This window comes from Thaumasiovibrio clandestinus (assembly GCF_047250365.1).
In the GTDB taxonomy this organism is placed as follows: Bacteria; Pseudomonadota; Gammaproteobacteria; order Enterobacterales; family Vibrionaceae; genus Thaumasiovibrio.
The window spans coordinates 31,296-53,714 of the sequence record NZ_JBLBVL010000014.1 but is presented as its reverse complement, the minus strand read 5'-3'; the positions used below and the strand labels follow the sequence as shown (position 1 = coordinate 53,714).

Here is a 22,419-nt window from a genome sequence, read left to right as displayed (position 1 = left end):
ACAATAGCTGTCCGAGTTTTCATTTTTTCCATTGCACCATTTAAAGCACGACTTAACGCTCGAAATAAAAAACAGCGTTCGATTTATTATTTCAAAAGCCCCTTTTCAACAGTGATTTTCGCAAGAAAAGTCAGTGCCCTAAATAGATTAACAATAGATAGGCACTGTTGTAATAAACCAGCCCCTGCACCATTGTCAACAGTGTAGGGGCTTTGCATTTAGGGGCACTGCAATATTCGATGACTTATAAAATCAGCCTACTCTTCATCGCCACAACGCGCGCTCCACCACGATTTATCAGTGGAAAGAAGAAGTATCAAATGTACCGATATAAAAGGTAGAAAACACTCTCTGCCCACTGGCGTCTAGCGCATAAACTCGAACTTGTTTGCTATACGTCCCCTCATCCGTTACCACGCTACGATTTATAGATAACGTGATGCGACTCTCTTCAGGTGCAACGCTTTCCTGAACACTCACGTACCCCGGGCCATATTCATCCTCTCCTTCCGGCCAGATACTTAGCCAAATCTCATCCACTTCTGCGCCTTCAGGCAAACCGACTTCAGACCATGCTAGCGTCAGCTCCCCGCCTTGATAGGCATCAAACGCCGTTTTCGCTTGGGGCGTTAATTGTGGTAACTCATTCACTGAGACTGTCGTTATAGGGTGAGTCCAAACATCTCCTTCAAGTTGTGCTACTGCCTCACTGGTCGGTGTTGGGCTGGTGGGATCCGTGAGATCTAACTCGGTCGTATATAACCAAACCACATACTCATCCCCTGCTTTAAAGTCATTGGCAGTAAAGCGATAGGGTTGTAGTGCATCATCGGATGGAAAGCCCCCGGCCCAATCACCTTGATACTCCCCTAAATGGTTTACTACCTGCAACTGCCCTAATCCATCAGCATCATTAAGAAACACAAACGCATTGGCCACCGGTTCACCGTCTCGTTGATTGCTAAACACCGCAGACTTAATTAACATGCCTTGATAAGGTGCTGGTGTATTGGTTGGGTCGTTGTCTTTAACCCCAATATTAACCCCACAACCGGGTTCATTGAAATTTGCCTGCCAACTACAGTGGAAATTGAAATGCATATCAACGATAAAGCGATTACCTTCAAATTGCCATCCCACGTCTGATTTTGCGACATACCAATCTAGTGGCTCAGTCCAACCTGGTTGGTCATCATCGATTAATACCAAGCCTAACTTAACGCGTTGACCATCATCAGCCCATTCTAAATAGCTCGGAGAGACAAATTGCAAATTAGCAAGGGTGGGGTCATCCACCATTTCAGCGATTACGATGGCTTTGTTGTCATCAAGGTCGACAAACGACTCTGCAAAAAATGGCGCTAATGTTGCCTCGGAGATATTGCCACTGCGCAAGACCTTATTAATCGCCTCAAGCATCTTAGCAATCAAAACTGTATCATCCTGGATCTCTTCCAGATCCACACCGTCAACACTCTCTAAAGTCACATCATTATCATCATGGTCAGTGATACTATCGAGCAACGTCACGCCGGGATTGAGTTTATTACGTATCGATGCGACAGCCGTTTCGGTATCAACGCTGATCTCTATTATATCTAGGAGAAAGTCCAGCCCATTGTGATTGGCCTTAAATTCGCTTGAGAGCAAATCAACGGTCTCAGAAATACCAAGGCTCTGCAATATTGGTGTTAATTTCGCTTGCAGGGCAGATTCTTGCTCTAGCAATACTTGTTCATCCAATACTGCACTGTTCTTTTCATAAAATTCGTGCGCCAATTGCTGTGCTGCATTCGCAATAATCAAATCGGTGAACGGTGTGATATTAATGATACCGTCTTGCTCTACAGCTTCACTGTACGAATGCAACTGATATTGCCGCCCTCCTACATAGCCAACGGCACGAAGACGATAAGGCGGTTCAATATCACTAACATCAACCGAAAAACTACCATCTGCTGCGATGGTTGCATGGCTGGTTTCCTTACCCTCCGAGCCCTTCACTACCACATAGCCCATCAATGGCGATCCCGCGGCAGCAACACCGCTAATCGTTGAAGACGGAGTGGCAATAGCATCACTGGTAACGCTATCATTACCACATCCAAATAGTGCGAGTATTATTGCGCTAGTTAAAAGTGATCGTTGTGCTTTCATCGCTCTGTTCCTTTGCGTTATATGATACTAAGAGCGTAATAAATGACAAAACAACCACATCCCCCATTCGGGGGACAAATGAGAGAAAAAGTAGACAGGTAAGACTTAAGAGGTGAGCTGATTCATGTAATAGCGACTGATCAGCTGATTTTGATGTTTCGAGCCTGTTTTATGCAGAATGTGTTTGATTTGCGTTTTTACCGTCTCTTTTGACACTCGTCGCTTTGCGGCAATTTCGCTACCATCACAGCCTTGTACCAATAGATTAAGTACACTACGTTCAGCCACCGTTAACGGCTCGATACACACCACACTGCTCGACTCTAGCTGCCGCCATTTCTGCGCAAAGAGATAATGGGAAACCCAACCATTTGCCCACAGAGCCAAGCTCTTCCACAGAGATTGTAAATGATAAAACTGTTTAGGCGATAAACGGCAATCTGCATGCGAACTTAGCATTAAATAGTGATGAGAGAGTAAAGGGTGTAGGCCGCTATACGAATGATGTAACTGCAATGTCGGCACCAACACGTCGTGGAAAATAGCGTCACCAATGGCATTAATAGGCAACATTTCTTGCATATAAACCAATTTACTCTGCAAATTCTGCTGAAGATAATAATTTAGGTAAGCATCATGACGTTGGTTTTTTTGATAAACCATCAGCTGTTGTTGGGAGAACCCTGATGAAATATCGACAAGTGGACGCTGGTACGGATCAAGTACCATCAGCACAAAACTCATCATCCCCATATGCTTCATCTCTTGACGTAACATCTGTTCAAAACCGACTTGATTAAGCAACTGCCATTGAGGCACAGACGCCATCCCTTGCTGCAATGTTGCCATACGCTTAACCGACATAAATAAGACTCGCCCCTCGATGCTAACCCTTACTGTGTATGCATAAGTAACTATGGCTGCCGATTTGGAAGTCATCAAATCTAAGTATTGATCCTGCTCACCCTATTGATAAAAATGTCGATCGCCGCAGGTCTATTGGTGCTATCCACGATAGTCATCGCATTGGTCAGCAAGAAGCTGGATATATAAGAAACAGTCCGAGTTGAGCCAGTAAAACGACAAAAGCCCCGACATTTCTGTCGAGGCTTTCTAAATGTGGCGGAGAGATAGGGATTTGAACCCTAGATACGCTATTAACGTATGCCGGTTTTCAAGACCGGTGCTTTCAACCACTCAGCCATCTCTCCGTAAGTGCGGCGTAATATAACGACTCTTCAGAACCAAGTAAAGCCTTTTTTGTACATAATGCTTAAAAAGATGCTATTTAACCCATTTTTAGCAATACACACCAAAAAATAACATAAAAAACATTGGGATAGGAATCATAAAAATAGTATTAATATTTGACAGTAAATAGGCTTAAGGGACTTAATTAACCTGTCGCTTAATAAGAGTCGGGTAAATAGCCAAATACGCAACATGAAAGAACGCATCATTGTATCTGTATCAACAATCAAAGGAACTCGGCACTTCCATGTAGGGAAATGGCTACAACGAGGGCTACGTGGTGCTGTCATTTCAGCCGCCCTCGCAACAGTCGCTACAGGCGGGGTGATCTATTATCTTATCCATCAGGTGGACTTTGCACTTGATCGACAGCATGAATTGGAGTCTCAATCACTCTCTTTAAACGAAGAGCTACGCTCTCTAGAAGATTTAAAACGAGAATTAGAAGAAGATCTAGAGGAGCGAGAAACAAGGTTAACCACAGTCGCTGACAGACTTGGCGATCTGGAAGTTATTTTAGGCTTTTCAGAGTCAGATGATCAAATTGAAAGCCGCCTCGATGCTGCTGCGATAACGTCTGCGGTACGCGTGTCACTATTAGATGAAATTCCCAATGGCTCGCCAACGCCTGGTGCACGCATTTCATCTCATTATGGTACGCGAACCCACCCGGTAACGGGCCGGAAAACCACCCACCGAGGGATGGACTTTGCGGTAAATACTGGCACGCCAATATATGCTCCCGCAGATGGGGTGGTTGAAACTGTGCGCCCAAGCAATGAAGGTTCAGGCAACTTTTTACGTCTACAACACTCGTTTGGGATCACAACCTCCTATTCGCATCTGGATAAGTTTGAAGTTCGTTCAGGACAATTTGTTCGTAAAGGCGACCTTATTGGTCGTTCTGGTAATACAGGGCTATCTACAGGACCGCACCTACATTACGAAGTTCGCTTTGTTGGACGCGCCCTCGATCCAAGACACTTTGTTAACTGGGGCTTAGATAATTTCGAAACACTGTTTGAGAAAGAGAGAAATATACGATGGGAATCTTTGGTAAAGAGAGTGGAACAACGAGTCAGTTCACAACTGCAACTGTCATCGCAAAAGGGTGTAGCATCAAAGGAGAGCTCCAGCTAGCTTGCGATATTCAAGTTGATGGTTTTATCGAAGGCAAATTGCGCTCAGATAAATCGCTGGTTATTAGCAACGATGGCCGTGTTAAGGGTGAAGTTTACAGTGACAAAATCATGGTAAATGGCCTATTGGAAGGCAACGTATATGCTAATGAAATCGAGATTCTTGAGTTAGGTAAAGTCACTGGTACTATCTATTGTGACAACCTAAGCATCGAAAAAGGCGGCTCTTTCCTTGGTGAAACCCTACCAACACAAAAAGAGCATGTGGTTAGCTTAGGCAATAAAGACGTCGGCAAGACCACCGCAAGCGCGGCGCAAGCACCACAGAAAATGCAAGCGACTAAATAAGTTTGCAGCAACAAAAACGCCCGACGATATCGCCGGGCGTTCTTCTCGGTGACCAATCCCTAGCCACAGATGTATCGCTACTTTAAACTATCCCATCGATTGCTAACCCATCCGCCAACATGACTATCAAAATGTGCATCGGCGAACGTAGATTGGCTCAAGGGGGCAGACTCTTGCTTACTCTCCAGAAGTTGCGATATATGTAATGACATTTCATCACTATCTTTTAATCTTTCTCGACGTTGGGCGACTTCTTTGATCAGCTGTAATCGATAAGATGAATTCATCTTCTTCATATATGGCATCCTCTGTTGTCTGGTCGTGCCATAAAAACTAGGATCTGTTCAAAATTTAGTCAACTCAAAGTTCACTTTAATGCCATCAATTTGACACATTGATCAGTAATGCCAATCTATATAGTCAGAAGTGCTAATCTTGATTAACAGGCCACATGCGCGGCCAGTTGCGCATCTTCATAAACAACCACGTTGCGCCCTTGCCCCTTGGCCTTGTACAGCAGCTTATCTGAACGCTCAAACCACGTATTAAAGCTATCCCCTATTTTATAAGCGCTAACGCCAGCAGATGCTGTGCAGCTCACAAGCTGTTGCCCTTTTCTCACTTTGATCGATGTTTGTGCAATGACCGTTTGAACACAATCAACTTGTCGTACTAAATCTTCAGCGTCATCCGCTCTTAAGATAACCGCAAACTCTTCTCCACCAATCCGGCAGGCTTTAAACTCCGAATCGACTTGATGATGTAACGCTTGTGCGACAGCAACCAACAACTCATCACCAACAAGGTGACCATGAGAGTCATTAATCTGCTTAAAATGGTCTAAATCAATTAAAACTAGATAGTGGCAGCTATCGCTGAAATGCTGCTCAGGGTTATTCAGTAGTTCGCTAAGATAACGACGATTGGCAATGTCGGTTAGCTCATCGCACATGGCAATCTCTTTTAGTGCAGTTTCCCGTTTTACACTATCAGTGACCACTGAAATATAGGTACACACTGCTTTCTGTCCTTCCCACATAACAGCAGTATCGGTAATCTCGGCTAACTTAGACATACCATTTAAATCGGTATGTTCGATGATCTGAGGTTCACTATTAACCTCATTATTCAAGACAAGTTGATAACGCCTTTCTGCCTCTTGCCAATGCGTTTGAACGATCAACTCCTTAAGTGAAGATAGGGTCAATACATCCTTTGCACAATGTAAACCGCTAAACTCAGCAAACGCATCATTCGCATAGACAGGCACGAAATCAATATGCACAACGCACGGGTTGGGGTGGCCATCTAGTACCGATTTAAAACAATTCAAGCTGGAACTCCATATACCCCATGCGCATCAAACAGAAACAATTACGACAGAAAACCGTCATGCATGTAGTCTATATTCAACATCAAATGTGGTTCAACACAAATTCCTTGCTTAAAAAGGGGTTATGTCACTAAATAAAAAAAAAGCTCGGAATACCCGAGCCTTTTATTTTGTGATATCGATTCAAGAAATGCTTATGCAACTTTCCATTGCGACAGTGAACGTTTGAAGTCGAGGTAGTTAAACTCGTTTAGTTTGTCAATTTCTCCGCTTTGACGTTGACAATACACTGAAGGCATACGCAATCCATTGAACCAGTTTAGTTTCACCATGGTGTATCCAGCACTATCCATAATATGTAAACGCTGGCCCACTTCCAGTGGTGCATCAAATGATGTAACACAGAACTGATCGCCGGCTAGACACGAACAACTGCCGATAATGTATTCATGTTTGCCATTTTCTGTCGCTTCTTTTATCGACGCTGGTTCATTGTAAATCAATGTATCCAAGCGGTGCGCTTCAGTGGCTGAGTCCACAATCGCAGTCTTCATGCCATTCTCTACCACATCGACGACAGTAACCACTAAGTCCGTTGTCTTAGTAATAATCGCTTCGCCTGGCTCTAAGTAGAGTTGCACGCCATGACGGCTAGAGAATGCTTTTAGGGCCTGTGCTAAGCGCTCTATGTCATAACCTGGCCAAGTAAAGAAGATTCCGCCTCCCAAGCTCACCCAGTCTAGTTTATTGAGGTGTTCACCAAACTGATCAGAGATATGGTCAAGCAAGGCCACCAATGCATCGACACTTTTGTTCTCACAGTTCATGTGGAACATAACACCATCGAGGTTATCAAATACCTGCGGGTCTAAATGATCAGCTTGTACACCTAAGCGCGAAAACTGACGAGCGGGATCAGCTAAGTCTTGCCCTGCACAGCTTACCCCAGGGTTTAGACGTAATCCTAACGACGCTTTTCCTTCGACAAGATGACGGTGCGCCTTTAGCTGTGACTGCGAATTGAAGATCATCTTGTCGCAGATGTCCGCAACCTCTTTTACATCATCTTCACTATAGCCAACGCTGTAGGCATGGGTTTCACCGCCAAACGTTTCGTGCCCTAGCTTCACTTCAAAAGGTCCACTGCTGGTTGTGCCATCAAGGTATGGTTTGATAATGTCAAACACACCCCATGTCGAGAAACACTTTAGTGCCAAGACCAGCTTCACACCAGATAACGTTTTTAACAGCTTTGCTTTTTCTAAATTCTCGATGAGCTTAGCTTCATCAATCATAAAAAATGGCGTTTTTAATTCATTTGCTTGCATAGTCGTTCTTCGCAATATCAAGTAACTAAATAACGAAGAGCCAGCTCGTGGCTGGCTCTATTAACTTATTGAATTAAGACTTAATCTTTTTTCAAAATTTGAATGTCTGGCGCTTTGACATCCAGCTCTTGAACATGCCAATCCAAGCCGATTTCAGGCATTAGCTCAAGGAATGGGTCTGGGTTTAGTTGTTCCATATTGAACACGCCCTTTCCGCCCCATTCGCCTTTAAAGTACATCAGTGCCGCTGTGATTGCAGGAACACCCGTCGTATAAGCAATCGCTTGGTGCTCAACATCTTTATAAGCCACTTCATGATCGGCGTTGTTATACAAGAAGACGCTACGAGGCTTACCGTCTTTAGTGCCTTGTACCCAAGTACCAATACAGGTTTTGCCTGTATAGCCCGGAGCCAGTGATGTCGGATCTGGCAGCATCGCTTTTAAGACTTTTAATGGCTCAACAACAGTACCATCTTGCAGAGTAACAGGTTCAGGGCTTAGTAGGCCGATGTCACGCATGCAGTTGAAGTAGGTTAAGTAACGATCACCAAAGCCCATCCAGAACTCAATGCGTTTCGCAGGGATAAACTCGCGCATTGAACGAACTTCATCGTGCGCCATAGAGTAAACTTTGTGCGAACCAACCAATGGGAATTCAAATTCCATCATACGGGTATGACATGGAACCTGTTTCCACTCACCATTTTCCCAGTAAAATGAGTCACCTTGGATTTCAAGCATATTGGTTTCTGGGTCAAAGTTAGTCGCAAACTTCTTACCGTGATCACCCGCATTAACGTCCATAACATCAATGCTGTCGATCTCATCAAACAGATGCTTAACAGCGTAAGCGGCAAACACGCTCACAACACCTGGATCAAAACCAGCGCCTAGAATACCGGTAATACCCGCTTCAGCGAACTTCTCGCGGAATGCCCACTGTGGATCATAGGCTTCAGGTACCTGCTGACCAGGACTACATAGGTCTGTTGCCACAGAAGTATCTAGGTATGACGTCTTGGTACGGTAACACGCTTCCATAATCGCAACGTTAACCCAAGGAGGACCCGCATTAACCACCAAATCCGGCTTTACATCTTCGATTAGTGCAACCAAAGCATCAATATCGTCAGCATCCACCGCACGAGACTCCAGCTTTTTCGCTGGATCTTTCATGTTATTGCGACCTTTAATCGATTCAATGATCGCATCACATTTTTTAACCGTACGCGAAGCGATGGTGATATCGCCCAGAACATCGTTGTTTTGTGCCGCTTTATGGGCAATTACCCAACCAACGCCACCAGCACCAATTTGTAAAATAGACATTTAGACTTAGTTCCTTGGTTACGCCAGCGAATTCGCCAGCTCAGTTAAATTATCCAGTAGCTCTCGAACGTGTTGTAGAGACAAACATGGGTTTAACAAAGTAAATTTGAGTGCACTTTGACCATCAACGACAGTCTCACCCAATACCGCTACACCTTGCACTAATGACTGCAGGCGTAACTTCTTATTTATAGCATCAACATCACTGTGCTTACCGTCGTTAAACCGGAATAACACTGTTGATAGATTCGGTTCTGATAACAATTCAAAATGGCTATCAGTATCAATCATTGCCGCAACATCACGGGTTAGTTGCAGTAAGTGATCATACATCGCCCCCATCTCTTTTGGTCCAATCGTCTGCATGGTCATTAACAACTTCAGCGCATCAAAACGCTTTGTTGTCGCCATGGTCTTATCAACCAAATTTGGCAGGGTATCTTCTTCGCGATTCAAGTAATCCGCATGATGCAGCAGGTACTTAAAGTTTGCCTTTTCTTTCAGCAAAAAGCCGCCACAACTGATTGGCTGCCAATACAACTTATGGAAGTCGACCGTTAATGAATCGGCGCGCTCAATACCGGCAAGGCGAGATTTTTCGCTACTCATGATCAGTGCGCCGCCGTATGCTGCATCAACATGGAACCATAACTGATGCTTCGCAGCGATATCTGCGATAGTGGTTAAATCATCAATCGCGCCATGATCTGTCGTACCTGCGGTGCCAACAATAACAAATGGGATAAGCCCTTCAGCCTTCAAGGACGCGATGGTCTCTTCTAGCTTGTCTGTCACCATAGTGCCATTTGTGCGGCTCTCAACACAGACCACTGCCCCCATACCTAGCCCCATAAGAGCGGCGGTCTTCTGCACCGTGAAGTGCGACTTCTGAGAACAAATGATACGTAGTTTATGGCCGTATTCTGGCAGTCCATCTTGTTGAATATTGTGACCAGACAGTGAATCGGCAATCCAATCACGGGCAATGATCAGTCCCATCTGGTTAGATTGCGTGCCACCCGCGGTGAACACACCGTCGCTGTTTTCGCCAAAATCATACAGCTCACACAACCAGTCAACCATGCGCTGCTCAACATAGGTTGCCGCACTGGCCTGATCCCAAGAGTCCATCGACTGATTGAGAACAGAGATAAACACTTCTGCCGCCAGCGAAGGCAGCAACGGCTGTGTATGTAAGTGCGCAATACAGTGCGGATGCTGGACAATAATAGAATTCTTGCCGATCAACTCGCCAGTTTGCTCAATCACATCTTGCAGGGTGTCGCCACCTTGTAAGTTAATCGCATCGATCTTTGCTTTAAGTGCCAAAGGATCCATACCTGAATAAGGCTTATCTGCACTCGCGAAAACAGATTTAATCACCTGTGCACTTTGCAGTAATGCCGCTTCTAACTGATCAGCACCACCTTCACCAGCATGAACAAAATGATCTTTCCAGTAAGATTGTTGTGTCATTGCGCGTCCTCTGCACTGGCCAAGATAGCTCTGCGCATCACATCAACCGCAAAATCGATCTGCTCATAGCTGATAATTAGCGGCGGTAAGAAACGCAACACACTGCCTTGACGTCCACCCTTCTCGATAATCAGTCCACGCTTCAAACACTCGCGCTGAATAGCCAATGTACGGGTTGGATCAGCTTCCGGTTCATTGAGCTTGTTTAAGCGCCCGTCGGCTTTAACAATTTCAAGACCTAACATTAAGCCGCGACCACGAACTTCAGCGATACATCCAACCTCTAGAGCGACTTCTTCTAGCTTCTCTTTTAGGTAAGTACCCGCTTTCGCTGCATGCTCTACCAGGTTATCACGGCGAATTATTTCGAGCGCTTTAGCTCCGGTTGCCATCGCCAGTTGATTACCTCGGAACGTACCAGTGTGCTCACCTGGCTTCCAGCTATCGATGTCTTTATGGAAAAGCAGGATAGACATAGGAAGGCCACCACCCACCGCTTTTGACAGACATAAAATGTCTGGCGTCACGCCCGCCTCTTCAAAGGCGAAGTTATGGCCAGTTTTACCAATACCACACTGGATTTCATCAAAAATAAGCAAGATGCCGTGTTCTTGGGTGATGCGACGCAGCTCTTTTAACCAAAATGCAGGTGCAGGGATCACGCCACCTTCCCCTTGAATCGGCTCTAGAATGATTGCAGCAGGCTTCTGAATGCCACTTTCGTCATCATTTAAGACACGCTCAATGTAACGAACCGATTGCTCCGCACCCTTCTCACCACCAATACCAAACGGGCAGCGTAAGCTATATGGGAATGGGAAAAAGTGAACATCAGCCATTAACCCTTGACGACGCGCTTTGGTGTTAAGGTTACCCATCATCGCCATCGTGCCATTGGTCATACCGTGATAAGCACCATGGAATGCCACCATCGTGTTACGGCCCGTGGTTTGCTTAGCTAGCTTGATTGCAGCTTCTACTGCATCGGCACCAGACGGCCCACAGAATTGAATACGTGCGTTTTGCGCAAATTCATGGGGAAGAAATCCCATGACTTCTTTAATAAATTTATCTTTTGCAGGCGTGGTCATATCTAGAGTCTGATACGGCAGCCCACTGTTCAATTGATTTACAATTTCCTGATTAATTTCAGGGTGGTTGTAACCCAAAGCCAACGTACCTGCACCAGCTAGACAATCTAGAAATAGCTGTCCGCGACTATCTTCTACCAAAACACCTTGCGCTTTTTTTATCGCAAGTGGAAGGCGACGCGGGTAAGAGCGCACTTCAGATTCATAATGTTCCTGACTGAGCAATAACTCATCAGGGGTCAAATCGTAAAGGTCATTTACCACAGGCACAGAAGCGGTGGTCAGCTGGTCTTCAGAACCAAACGGAAGTACATTGTTCATAGCAGTATCCAAAAAAACTACAACATCAAAACATCAACTCATGAGAGCTGATGATCGCTTTTTACAGCCTACGCTGAAAGGAAGAAGGTGATCGGAGTGATCAAGGCTCAGTAATGATACTGTATGGGGGAACGAGCAAACTGGTTGTGGTTGACGCAATCAAGTTAATCATGTTGGGTTCCTCAACAAGTCGCCAAATGGTTCGCTACATATGGCGATATCAATGCCCTTCTATCTGTATATGAATAATACAGATACCTACAGTTGCAACGTCAACAAGTACGATGCAAAAAACGTTTGCCACGTCGGAATGCTTGCCCGACAAAAAAACAGCGCGAAAATACCATAGCTTTCATAACAAAGATAGCGTTTTTTATCTGATTTTCACATATTCTAAGCATGTTTCCGACAAATGTATCAATAAAGTTTCATTGGGTTGAAGTCACTACAAAAAGATACCGTGTGACAGCATCACAATCAGTTGAATTTCCGTATTTGTGTTTTTCCGGCGAGATGCGAGGATATTAAAAATTTGATATTAAGAATTAATAGACAAAAAAAAGCGGTCAAATTCACTTTCGACCGCGGAAATATATCATTCAACTGTGGAACAACTATCGTAGAGGCGCGAATTATAGCCACAGCCGCCCAAAATGCAAGCACCTTTCGAGCAAAAAACACACAGAGAGACGATTTGCGTCTGTTCGCTTTTTGTAAGCGTTGTATTAACAAGCGCTTAGTCTTTCTGCTTCTTACGATGAACAAATGGAAAATCAAGGTGCACGCGCTACACAGGGCTGCACCTTTTGTGTATTAGAATACGAAATTAACCATCAGCGTTAGAAGCTGCGCGTCTTTATCTTCTCGGTGAAGAATCGGCGGCTCAACAAACTGGCCTGAGTTACCAGCCATATAGTCACTGTCACGCATCATGAACTGTTGCCACTCTGCGTTAATCGAGATGTTGTAGCGAAGATCATATCGCACACCAAGCGTTACACTTTTGCTTTTGCTACGATGATGGCTCTCTCCATAAACCAAATACGGCTTAATATCACCCCACTGATAGGCCCCACTCACATACCAATTAGTCTGAAGAGTGTCAGACTGTACCTCTGCCATCCATTCCCAGTCTTGCCAAAAATACTGTCCGCCTAAGGTATAGACATTGATAATAGCTGGTTCAGGATTAAAACTGGTTGAGTATTTCGAATGTAGCATTGCCGTGCGCAACGTATAGTTAAAATGGCTTAACTCAGCAGTGAATCCTAATAATCTATCGATATCAAAATGAATATCTATACGCCCTAAGGAGATATCATCTTCTCGTGGAATTCCGACGTACGGCCCTATTTTGAGAATGCCTTCATTAGGCAATTCAATATCAATATGCGCCGATGCTCCTTCGTAGGATGTGAAGCCGATGGTGCTGCCATAAACCTCCGTTGGAGGGCGAGCCCACGTATAAGCATGACCCACATAATAATATTCGGAAGTCAAAAACAGAGGCAAGCGTAATCTACCCGCGTTTATCCCCCACTCGTCACCCTCATAATCAATATAAGCCCACTCCAACTCTGGACTTGAAAAATGATCATGCGGCCTTTTCACCAATTGTGCAGATGCTCGCAACTGATCTGTCAGCCTCAAATCAACTTGTAGGCCTACCGTTGTATCACAGTCCCAACACGTTTCATCGGTTATCTCTCTGTTTACCAATAGCGGGGTACTATTGTCTGACTTAGCCACCGAAAATGAGCCAAAACCAGACACAGACAAGTGGTCGCCTAATGACACTGCCGCATAGCTTGATGTTGCTATACAACCCAATACCACTCCTTGTATTAATGCTCGCATTTTGCCTACTCCCCTTGGTTAATGGTAACCAAAATATTGGCGCCTTCTGGCACCTTCTCTATCGGTGCATAAGCAACACCGTTAGGATTCTCGTTAAGCCACTCTAATATGTCTTTTATATCTTCACTGCTTAGTTCGTCAGGAGGCGTCCCTTTGCCAGAAAAAGAGAGACTAGCCCAGTAGCCACTCATCTGTGCTACCGATTTACCTAACAACTGACTATAAAACTCTTCGCGTAAAATTGAATTCTTTGGCATATCTACCAACACAATTTTAATGCTTCCGCCAACTTTTTTGGTCTTACCTTTATATAGCATGCGCACTTTGCTTTCCGTTAATGCTGGAATGTCCGCATTCATCGAAAACACTGCAAACTCAACATCGTCATCAGCAGCCAACGCACTGCTAGTCATAACAAGCGCCAAAATCAGCCCAGATATCCATTTCATGATTCACACCTAACTATCAACCATTAATTTTAAGCAGCAGTGTATAGCTTAGCCTACAATCATGAGGTGGGAAGGCAATTTTATAAGAAAAATCAGGGATCAATGCATGAAAGCACTCAACAATTTATCCATACGAGTCAGGTTAATGTTGCTGGTTTTGCTACCGCTGACATTTGCCGGACTCTTCACCGCCAATCAAGTTTATAATCAGTTCAATTTGAAACAGCAACTTAACTTGCAAATGGAGCGAGTGATAGCGCTAGATGCTTTATCGCAATTCGGACAATCAACCCACAGCATCCGCATTGCTGTACTCAATAAGACACTGCCCTCATTTGCTGATGCTCTTGCCGCACGGGACGCGACTGAGCGCTTAAATCAGCTTCCCAAAGAGTTGTTTCAACATTCAGCAGATGTCAGTGCTCAATTCGAAGAGATGCATGAAGCCACAAATGAGATTGGTCATTTAGATATCGACTCGCTAGAAGAATGGAGCCTTTGGATTGATGAACTAACCCATCAATTTGCCATCTCTTTGCAAAAATACACGCCACAGTCCGGAAGTATCCATATTGATCAAAAGCTCAATGCGATGTATCAACTCATGTGGCTGCAACTCTGGGTGCAACAAGAAAGCTGGTTACTCCACCAAGCAGAATATGCTGATGAGTCATCTCAGCTCGATGCGTTATATGCGCTAGTCGGCAAACAACAAGAAATGATCGACCGCTTTATTAATATTAATGCGACCCCGCAACAAATTGAATTACTGTTAAGCACTTTTAGCAATGAAGCGTTCTCAACCAGTTACCAAGTTCGTAATGAACTACTTGCAGGGTCGCTAAATCCATCTCAACTGTCTCAAAGCCTCAGTGCCTTCGACCAGCGATATCAACTAATTGAAAGCGTCATCGATATAATCAGTGAGAACATCGCCAACGATATCTCTTTGGAAGTCGCGAAAACCACTCAGCTAATGGCTGTTTTCGCCTTAACTGCTGGTGTATCAATCCTTCTGCTTATTACACTTGGCATCAATGTATTTAAGCGAATCGTTCAACAACTAAATAAAGTCATTAATACCCTTTCAGTAATGACAGACAACGAGCATCAAGCACAAAGCATTGCCATTGACGGAAAAGATGAGTTTTCTATTTTTAACATCAAAATCAATCACTTAATTGAAGAGCAAGTGGCAAATGAAACACGTATTATCCACGCCAAAAATGAAGCAGAAAAAGCAAACTTCGCTAAAAGCTCGTTTTTAGCCAATATGTCGCACGAAATTCGCACACCTTTAAATGGTATTATTGGCATGTCGAATATCCTTACCGATACCAGCCTAACGCCAACCCAAACAGACTACGTTCAAACAATCGAAACATCATCACAGACATTACTTATTTTAATTAATGACATTTTAGACCTATCGAAAATTGAGTCTGGCAACCTTGCATTATCTCCGATTGAATGCAATGTCCGAGAGGTTCTTTACGATACTGCCACAATGGTACTGCCGAAGGCGACCGAATCAGGACTGGCACTAAATATTCATATCGCGGATTATCTACCGCAGCTCGTGATGTTAGATGACCACCGCCTACGACAAATCTTAATGAACCTAATGTCGAATGCCGTTAAATTTACGCAGGCAGGAAGTATAACAATAGATATAGAATGTAACGCTATCGACAAAGAACAGGTCGCTATGACCTTCTCAATAACAGATACTGGAATAGGAATAGATAAAGATAAACAAGAGCAAGTGTTTAAACCCTTCACTCAAGAAGATGGGTCTATCACTCGCCAATTTGGAGGTACCGGTTTGGGCCTTACCATTTGCCGTCAATTAGTAGAGTTAATGGGAGGAGAGCTAAAACTCACCTCTGAAAAAGGCAAAGGTAGTTGCTTCTATTTCACAGTGAAAACTCAAGTAAAACAACAGCAAACGCCCATTAATCAAGATCTAAACGGCAAAAAAGTCTTTATTGTTTACGATAATGATAAAATGGCAGACGACATTTTGCAGGCTTGCCAAGTTAACCATATTGCGGCCTCAAAGATAACAGATATCGACCGCTCACAATTGAAATCGGTTGATGCTGTTATACTCTGTTTTGAACAATTGGCTATCACCCAAACACAAATCGCGGAATTGCAAAGCTGGAAAACAGCAACACCGATTATTGTCGCCACTTACCATGCGAATGAACAAGTAGACTTTGCCGATAACATTCAAGGGCTCGTCACCTTACCTTTACTGGGTCGTCGATTTACTAAATCGCTTAAAACAGCATTAACCACACCACCAGCAATTCAAGAAACAAATGTTAGCCAGCAAGTCACGCCATTGGTTACTACTCAGCCTAACAAGACTAATGTTAAAACAGCAACAAAAACAGAAGTAGAAACAACAGTAGACGTGACCCCCAACAACTGTGTTCTCCTCGTTGAAGATAACCCAGTTAATCAAAAAGTCGCCGGATTAATGTTAAAAAGAGCGGGTTATAGTTTCGATATCGCCAATAATGGCCAAGAAGCAGTGACCAGTGTTGAGCAAAATCCAGGACGCTATCGCGCGGTATTAATGGACTGTATGATGCCAATCATGGACGGATTTGCAGCGACACAAAGTATCCGTAAACTGGAAAAAGAGAAGCAACGTCCAAGATTGCCCATTATCGCGCTAACCGCCAGCGTTATGGATGAGGATGTGCATCGCTGCTATGAAGCAGGAATGAATGACTATATGGCTAAGCCGTTTAAACCTGAAATTCTTATGGAAAAGCTGGAAGATCTCGTTTAGTCGCTAGATAAAATTAAACTCGGAGACCAACATGGCCTTCGAGTTTTTATTTAGCTAACAAAGTGATGGTCTGCTAAGCAAATATCAACGTCCGCGGGCAAACACTTGCGTCCAGTAGTAAGTATAAGTTGTCGCATTATTCTCGACCAACGCAGCCCCTATCTGAGTGAAGTCTTCACTCATAATGTTCTTACAATGGCCTTCACTATTCATCCAACTAGACATAACGCGTTCAACGCTCGATTGCCCTGCCGCCACGTTTTCTCCTAATGCTTGCCACGCATAACCGGTGCGGTTTACTCGGTCTGTCATACTGCTGCCATCAGATCCGGTATGACTCATAAAATCACCGTTTGCCATATCACTCGAATGGGCGTAAGCAGCACTTTCTAAATCATAATCCCAGCTAAGAGGGTCAACAGCAGGCATAATGGTATCACCACATTGTTGAGGCACCGCTCGCGCTTGATTGACCGCCTCCAACATTTGCTCTGCGAACGAGGATGGCAGACTACCGGTTTCATTTTCAACACTATCACCAGAGGGCAGTGAGGGGGATGTTGCCGCAGCATCACTGTTATCTTGTGAGACAAGATCGCTGTTTTCAGCGCTACTGCCTGATCCACATCCAACTAGCACGGAAGATATTCCAACGAGTAGTACTGTCCATTTCATCATGTCTATATCCTGTTTTATCAATACCAGTTGTTGGCTGGCGAAAAAACGCTCACTCTAGCAACCAAGAAATGACATGCCATATGCAATCAACAAAACCGGTCTACTTTTGACCAACCCTTGACAAGAAGTAGTGTCAAACCATACACATTAGACAATAAAATTAGTCATCACAGCCCTTTTACGTATTGCTTATTATTGCTGTCTTTGACTAACGGAGGAAAGTGACTTGTCTTATCCTTTACATGCTTTGCTACCGCCTGATAAAAGCTCACCTTATCAACAGCCAGTTCGGTATCCGTTTCAATCGGTCTAAAATCAAGCAACACATGGCTGAACAAATCAGGTAACTCGTTAATGACTTGTGGATTAAAGCAATGTTGATCCGCATAAAGCTGATTAAACTCACCCTTTGCTTTATCTATGATATACGTCGAATTATTAACATTCTTAATCCGTGTGCGCTTGCTACATTTTGGCAAACATCCTTTGGTAATTATCTTTTTACGACAACCAAGGCTCTGTTGTAACAAACACTGACGACTCGTCATCAACATAACTGGATGATAAAGGCTGTAGTGCAACTCAAAGTCTGGCGGACATACCAAACGTCGCATCTGTGTTGCATTTAGTTCATTGGAGATAAATGCGCCCACACAACCAAACTCTTCTTTCAAGCAGTGTAGAACCCAAGAGTTAGTTATATTCATTTGTGGCCCCGCCAACCAAGCGATACCATTCGCTGCCGCATAAAATGCAATGCCGCTATTTTCTGTCACAACACGCTTTGTGTTGAGTGACGCTAACAGTGCAACTGCCGCAGCATAATCATCGCCAATCAACACGGCGGGAAACCACGGGATCAACTGCGGGTGTTCAGCAAAATGCTGTTTTAGGGATTCAAGCTCGCGGGCTATTCCATTGGGTAACTTATAATAAATATCACCACCCAATTGTTGGTATTTCGATATATCAGCAAAGTCTGAGAGCAGTATCGCTGGCTGCGCAATCTCATTAAAGTGTGTCGACGATTGTAGTTTCGGCAATACCGTCTTAATTTCATGCCCTTTCAAACTGCGCTGCTTGGTCGCTTGAACATGTAATGCTGAAATTTCCCGCTCAACATGCTCGATTATGGCCGTTTTATCATCATAAAGACGACGTTTAATCGCTTTAAACGCAACTTCATCTTGCGCATCCACATTTTCTAGTGTGGCGCGATACAGCGCGGCATGATTTCGCGGCGCATCGATATACATCTCTTTGCCGATACGCCCTTGCAAATATCCATTGGAAAAATCGCGATTAAATACGGTATAAAGTGACGATTTGTCGGTACTAAGCTCAGCAGACGTTAAGTAGCGATCGATCTGTTGACGCCATTGCTCTACCGCGGTGTAGACATAGTCTGATTTTTTTATACGCCCTTCAATTTTTAGCGAATAAACACCCGCATCGGCGAGTGCTGCCATATCATCAAACGCAGAGTTATCTTTCATGTTTAATGGGTGGTCTACGCCAGCTGCGGTTGTTTCAAACCGATCACGACAAGGCTGACTGCAGCGTCCGCGGTTCCCCGAAGAGCCATTACGGTATGAACTCGCATAACATAAGCCAGAGAAACCAATACAGTAAGAGCCATGCACAAAAACTTCCATCAATACACCATGCTGATGGCCAAATTGAGCAAGATGGGCAATTTCTTGAATATTTAGCTCACGAGACAAGTTGACACGGCTCACCCCAAGCTGTTTCATAAACTGGATTTGCCCCTCGTTGTGCGAGTTCAGTTGCGTTGATGCGTGTACATCCAGCTGAGGAAAGTGGTGCTTAAGTAGGTAGGCTAGCCCGATATCCTGAATAATCACACCATCGATATCCACCTCACACAACAGCTCTAACAGACGCATCATGGCAGGAATTTCATGTTCTAAGATCACCACATTAAGCGTGATAAAAATCTGACATTGATGTTGATGGGCTAACTCAACCAGACCGGGCAGCAGATCAAACGATATATTGGTGGCACGATTACGTGCATTAAATCGGTCAAGTCCACAATAAATCGCATCGGCCCCTGCAGCAATAGCAGCTTTGATTGATTCTATATCACCACCTGGTGCCAATAATTCGAACTGTTTACTCGCGACTGCCATCTACTGCTACTCTTGGTTTTGCAAACTGAAGCGGCGTATTCTACGCAACCCATAACAACAGTAAAGCTCTGTGTGGAGCAAACGGAAAAGTAACGCAAGATCGCTAAAGAGTAAAACCACTAAGGGCAATAAAAAGGCGGTGTTAATCAAGACACTAGAAAGAAATGTACGTGTAAAGCAGAAGGTGGAGCGAGCACTAACAATTTGAGTTAGCAGCATCGCTCATCACGGTTAAGACAAAATATCGATAATGCGGCCTTGTTTAATCACTTTATTGCCAGCACTATCAAAGCAAATTGCGCTGGTTTTTTCTTCGGCTAGCATATCCCTATCAGGCATATCGGTGATAAAATCATCAACAATACCAATATCCCCATCATCTAATAGCACTAGTCTGTCCATATTAACCACCTCATCAATTGATATTATTTTTCATAGTGTTAGTGCGTTTTCATGGCTAGAATAATCTATTTCACCGCCAGATGTAAATAACTTGTTACTAAAAATGATGTAAATGTATACCAATGTCTTATATGTTAGGCGTGCAGCATACCTTTGTCGCACCGGGGATGATAGCTTACGCTTCTGCTTTTCAGTTAGTGAATCGCTAACGGATAACATAAAGTAGCAAGATCTCAGGGATTGTATTCTTCTCTGGCTATGGCCATAGCTAGGACGCTGATAAAATTAAAAGCGCATCTGAGTGCGCTTTTATCTTATTGGAGTATGCCTCGATGGAGGTTATTCGAGGCCACCGAAACACAGATATTTCGTATCAAGGTATTCATCTAACCCTTCTTGCGCACCCTCTCGACCATAACCCGATTGTTTTACCCCACCAAACGGTGCCACCGCACTAGAGATGATGCCTTCATTGATGCCTACCATGCCAAACTCTAACGCTTCAGCAATATGCCAGATCTCAGCCATATTATTGCCATAAAAATAGGCGGCTAAACCGAAGATACTGTCATTGGCCATCGTCAATAATGCATTCGTATCACTAAAGCGAATCACTGGCGCGACAGGGCCAAAAATTTCCTCTTTAACGATAGGCATGCTTTGAGTTACGTCTCCTAAAATGGTGGGCTGAATAAACAAGCCTGATAACGATTTTCCGCCCGTTATCAGCGTTGCTCCGGCATCCAGTGTTGATGCGATCAGTTGTTCCACTTTCTCTTTTGCTGCGGCATTAATTAGTGGACCAATATCCGTATCGAGATTTAAACCATTACCAACAACCAGTGTGGCTACGGCACGTTTATATTGCTCAATAAACTCATCGTAAACACTGTCATGAACATAAAAACGGTTAGCACAAACACACGTTTGCCCAGCATTGCGGAACTTTGATTTTACTGCCCCCTCGACCGCTTTCGGAATGTCAGCATCCGCCAATACAATAAACGGCGCATTGCCGCCCAACTCCATTGACGTGCGCTTTACCGTTGCTGCGCATTGGGCAATCAGTTTTCGCCCCACTTGCGTTGAACCAGTAAAACTTAGCTTACGCACCGTTTCACTCTGGCATAATACCTCACCCACTTCAGCAGGATTTGTACTAACGATAATGCTCAGCAGCTCTTTCGGAATCCCGGCTTGATAGGCTAATTCAGCGACAGCAAACGCTGACAATGGCGTTGCTTCTGCTGGTTTACACACAAAAGCACACCCTGCTGCTAATGCGGGCGCCGCTTTTCTGGTAATCATCGCAATTGGGAAATTCCACGGCGTAATCGCTGCTGCTACCCCGACTGGCTGCTTAATGGTGATAATACGTCTATCATTTGCGGGAGCTGGAATAGATCTACCATAAGCACGCTTCGCTTCTTCTGCAAACCACTGCACAAAAGAGGCACCATAAGCAACTTCCCCTCGAGATTCAGACAATGGCTTGCCTTGCTCTAAAGTGAGTATTCGCGCCAAGTCCTCTTTATTGCTCATCAACAACTGATACCAACGCAGCAGGATCTCCGCCCGCTGCTCAGCACTTCGTTGTTGCCACGCTTTTTGTGCAACCGCGGCTTGCTCTATCGCTGTATTAACATCTTCTGGTGTGGCACATGGCACGTGGCCGATCAGCTCGCCAGTTGCAGGGTTAGTTACCGCTAACCCATCGACTTCATTATCAAGAAGACAATTAAGTAGCGGTGCGTTCTTTACCTTATCCATTGTTCTGCCTTATCCGTTATGCCAGTGGAACAATTAGAACAGGTAAATCACTGGCTTTTATTACTTTATTGGTCGTGACGCCTTGAAAAAGCTTACTCATATTGCGTCCGTGGTGATAGCCCATCACAACCAAATCAACACCATATTTTTTTGCTGTATACAGTATCGCTTGCTCTGGTTGGCTGTCCTCCACAATTATCATTTCGATTTTTTGTGGATCAATGTCGGGCTTCTCATCCTCAATAAATCGCGACAAACGTTCACGCATTTTGTGCTGCAGCGCATGGATTCCTTCAGCGTTCATGTCATTAACATCACTACTGGGTAGCTCATTTTTTAACTGCTTTAGCACGCGCTTTTGCCGTGGCTCTATCGCATTCATAAACACAATATGTGCTTGATAGGTTTGTGCTAACTTTATTGCATAACGAAACGCCTGCCGTGAACCATTTTGTAGGTCAGTGGCATACAATATGGTTTTGATTTCTGGTAACATTTTTAACCCCTAACTAGACTGCCCATTCCTTTG

16 protein-coding genes, 1 tRNA gene and 1 pseudogene are annotated in these 22,419 nt (G+C 44.2%); 3 read left to right on the top strand and 15 right to left on the bottom strand.

Translation table 11 applies throughout. The annotated features are described in order from the left end of the window. Positions 1 to 297 precede the first annotated feature (297 nt). The 3 genes from ACKLNH_RS15855 to ACKLNH_RS15845 form a co-directional block, all read right to left on the bottom strand. Positions 298 to 2,157, bottom strand: a complete 1,860-nt coding sequence (locus ACKLNH_RS15855; protein WP_413113235.1) for a hypothetical protein — start codon at positions 2,155 to 2,157, stop codon at positions 298 to 300. Positions 2,158 to 2,262: 105 nt separating this feature from the next. Then, positions 2,263 to 3,021, bottom strand: a complete 759-nt coding sequence (locus ACKLNH_RS15850) for a helix-turn-helix transcriptional regulator (protein ID WP_413113234.1) — start codon at positions 3,019 to 3,021, stop codon at positions 2,263 to 2,265. Positions 3,022 to 3,277: 256 nt separating this feature from the next. Then, positions 3,278 to 3,368, bottom strand: a tRNA-Ser gene (locus tag ACKLNH_RS15845). A gap of 232 nt (positions 3,369 to 3,600) precedes the next feature. Between ACKLNH_RS15845 and ACKLNH_RS15840 the strand changes: the two genes are divergently transcribed. Together ACKLNH_RS15840 and ACKLNH_RS15835 are read left to right on the top strand one after the other, a co-directional pair. Beyond that, positions 3,601 to 4,548, top strand: coding sequence for a M23 family metallopeptidase (locus tag ACKLNH_RS15840; RefSeq protein WP_413113233.1), 948 nt, complete (start codon positions 3,601 to 3,603; stop codon positions 4,546 to 4,548). Further along, on the top strand, positions 4,452 to 4,895 hold the full coding sequence (locus ACKLNH_RS15835; RefSeq protein WP_413113232.1) for a bactofilin family protein: 444 nt from the start codon (positions 4,452 to 4,454) through the stop codon (positions 4,893 to 4,895). The genes ACKLNH_RS15840 and ACKLNH_RS15835 overlap by 97 nt, the downstream gene beginning before the upstream one ends. 77 nt (positions 4,896 to 4,972) lie before the next feature. Here the strand turns inward: ACKLNH_RS15835 and ACKLNH_RS15830 are convergent, their stop codons facing one another. The 7 genes and pseudogenes from ACKLNH_RS15830 to ACKLNH_RS15800 form a co-directional block, all read right to left on the bottom strand. Next, the gene (locus ACKLNH_RS15830) at positions 4,973 to 5,191 is read right to left on the bottom strand and encodes a hypothetical protein (protein ID WP_413113231.1); all 219 of its coding nucleotides are present in this window, start codon (positions 5,189 to 5,191) and stop codon (positions 4,973 to 4,975) included. Positions 5,192 to 5,334: 143 nt separating this feature from the next. Continuing rightward, a complete protein-coding gene (locus ACKLNH_RS15825) occupies positions 5,335 to 6,228 on the bottom strand; it encodes a sensor domain-containing diguanylate cyclase (protein WP_413113230.1) in 894 nt (297 codons plus the stop codon). A 194-nt stretch (positions 6,229 to 6,422) separates the two neighbouring features. Next, positions 6,423 to 7,556 (bottom strand): carboxynorspermidine decarboxylase, encoded by a 1,134-nt coding sequence (gene nspC / locus ACKLNH_RS15820; protein WP_413113229.1) that lies wholly within the window; start codon positions 7,554 to 7,556, stop codon positions 6,423 to 6,425. A gap of 80 nt (positions 7,557 to 7,636) precedes the next feature. Next, a complete protein-coding gene (locus tag ACKLNH_RS15815) occupies positions 7,637 to 8,887 on the bottom strand; it encodes a carboxynorspermidine synthase (RefSeq protein ID WP_413113228.1) in 1,251 nt (416 codons plus the stop codon). A gap of 18 nt (positions 8,888 to 8,905) precedes the next feature. Next, positions 8,906 to 11,775 (bottom strand): annotated as a pseudogene (locus ACKLNH_RS15810) (diaminobutyrate--2-oxoglutarate transaminase family protein). Positions 11,776 to 12,588: 813 nt separating this feature from the next. Beyond that, positions 12,589 to 13,632 carry a hypothetical protein gene (locus ACKLNH_RS15805; RefSeq protein ID WP_413113227.1) on the bottom strand — a complete coding sequence of 348 codons (1,044 nt, stop codon included), beginning with the start codon at positions 13,630 to 13,632 and terminating at the stop codon, positions 12,589 to 12,591. Positions 13,633 to 13,637: 5 nt separating this feature from the next. Then, the gene (locus ACKLNH_RS15800) at positions 13,638 to 14,081 is read right to left on the bottom strand and encodes a hypothetical protein (RefSeq protein WP_413113226.1); all 444 of its coding nucleotides are present in this window, start codon (positions 14,079 to 14,081) and stop codon (positions 13,638 to 13,640) included. Between the two features lie 106 nt (positions 14,082 to 14,187). On the opposite strand from ACKLNH_RS15800, the gene ACKLNH_RS15795 reads away from it, so the two are divergent. Further along, positions 14,188 to 16,887, top strand: a complete 2,700-nt coding sequence (locus ACKLNH_RS15795; RefSeq protein WP_413113225.1) for a hybrid sensor histidine kinase/response regulator — start codon at positions 14,188 to 14,190, stop codon at positions 16,885 to 16,887. An 84-nt stretch (positions 16,888 to 16,971) separates the two neighbouring features. Here ACKLNH_RS15795 and ACKLNH_RS15790 read toward each other — a convergent pair whose 3' ends face one another. The 5 genes from ACKLNH_RS15790 to ACKLNH_RS15770 all read right to left on the bottom strand — a co-directional run bounded on the left by ACKLNH_RS15790 (position 16,972) and on the right by ACKLNH_RS15770 (position 22,386). Continuing rightward, positions 16,972 to 17,562 (bottom strand): CAP domain-containing protein, encoded by a 591-nt coding sequence (locus ACKLNH_RS15790; RefSeq protein WP_413113269.1) that lies wholly within the window; start codon positions 17,560 to 17,562, stop codon positions 16,972 to 16,974. A 170-nt stretch (positions 17,563 to 17,732) separates the two neighbouring features. Next, positions 17,733 to 19,718: a peptidase U32 family protein gene (locus ACKLNH_RS15785; protein WP_413113224.1), complete on the bottom strand. Its 1,986-nt coding sequence runs from the start codon at positions 19,716 to 19,718 to the stop codon at positions 17,733 to 17,735. Between the two features lie 231 nt (positions 19,719 to 19,949). After that, on the bottom strand, positions 19,950 to 20,120 hold the full coding sequence (locus tag ACKLNH_RS15780; RefSeq protein WP_413113223.1) for a hypothetical protein: 171 nt from the start codon (positions 20,118 to 20,120) through the stop codon (positions 19,950 to 19,952). A gap of 339 nt (positions 20,121 to 20,459) precedes the next feature. Next, complete coding sequence (locus ACKLNH_RS15775) at positions 20,460 to 21,890, bottom strand: NAD-dependent succinate-semialdehyde dehydrogenase (protein WP_413113222.1); 1,431 nt, start codon at positions 21,888 to 21,890, stop codon at positions 20,460 to 20,462. Positions 21,891 to 21,906: 16 nt separating this feature from the next. After that, positions 21,907 to 22,386, bottom strand: coding sequence for a universal stress protein (locus tag ACKLNH_RS15770; protein WP_413113221.1), 480 nt, complete (start codon positions 22,384 to 22,386; stop codon positions 21,907 to 21,909). Between the last annotated feature and the right edge of the window lie 33 nt (positions 22,387 to 22,419).

What these genes read in the sequence shown, in the direction of transcription:
- ACKLNH_RS15855 (WP_413113235.1), bottom strand. Translation starts at nt 2,157, where the DNA reads ATGAAAGCACAACGATCACTTTTAACTAGCGCAATAATACTCGCACTA.
- ACKLNH_RS15850 (WP_413113234.1), bottom strand. Translation starts at nt 3,021, where the DNA reads ATGTCGGTTAAGCGTATGGCAACATTGCAGCAAGGGATGGCGTCTGTG.
- ACKLNH_RS15840 (WP_413113233.1), top strand. Translation starts at nt 3,601, where the DNA reads ATGAAAGAACGCATCATTGTATCTGTATCAACAATCAAAGGAACTCGG.
- ACKLNH_RS15835 (WP_413113232.1), top strand. Translation starts at nt 4,452, where the DNA reads ATGGGAATCTTTGGTAAAGAGAGTGGAACAACGAGTCAGTTCACAACT.
- ACKLNH_RS15830 (WP_413113231.1), bottom strand. Translation starts at nt 5,191, where the DNA reads ATGAAGAAGATGAATTCATCTTATCGATTACAGCTGATCAAAGAAGTC.
- nspC (WP_413113229.1), bottom strand. Translation starts at nt 7,556, where the DNA reads ATGCAAGCAAATGAATTAAAAACGCCATTTTTTATGATTGATGAAGCT.
- ACKLNH_RS15815 (WP_413113228.1), bottom strand. Translation starts at nt 8,887, where the DNA reads ATGTCTATTTTACAAATTGGTGCTGGTGGCGTTGGTTGGGTAATTGCC.
- ACKLNH_RS15805 (WP_413113227.1), bottom strand. Translation starts at nt 13,632, where the DNA reads ATGCGAGCATTAATACAAGGAGTGGTATTGGGTTGTATAGCAACATCA.
- ACKLNH_RS15800 (WP_413113226.1), bottom strand. Translation starts at nt 14,081, where the DNA reads ATGAAATGGATATCTGGGCTGATTTTGGCGCTTGTTATGACTAGCAGT.
- ACKLNH_RS15795 (WP_413113225.1), top strand. Translation starts at nt 14,188, where the DNA reads ATGAAAGCACTCAACAATTTATCCATACGAGTCAGGTTAATGTTGCTG.
- ACKLNH_RS15790 (WP_413113269.1), bottom strand. Translation starts at nt 17,562, where the DNA reads ATGAAATGGACAGTACTACTCGTTGGAATATCTTCCGTGCTAGTTGGA.
- ACKLNH_RS15785 (WP_413113224.1), bottom strand. Translation starts at nt 19,718, where the DNA reads ATGGCAGTCGCGAGTAAACAGTTCGAATTATTGGCACCAGGTGGTGAT.
- ACKLNH_RS15780 (WP_413113223.1), bottom strand. Translation starts at nt 20,120, where the DNA reads ATGGACAGACTAGTGCTATTAGATGATGGGGATATTGGTATTGTTGAT.
- ACKLNH_RS15775 (WP_413113222.1), bottom strand. Translation starts at nt 21,890, where the DNA reads ATGGATAAGGTAAAGAACGCACCGCTACTTAATTGTCTTCTTGATAAT.
- ACKLNH_RS15770 (WP_413113221.1), bottom strand. Translation starts at nt 22,386, where the DNA reads ATGTTACCAGAAATCAAAACCATATTGTATGCCACTGACCTACAAAAT.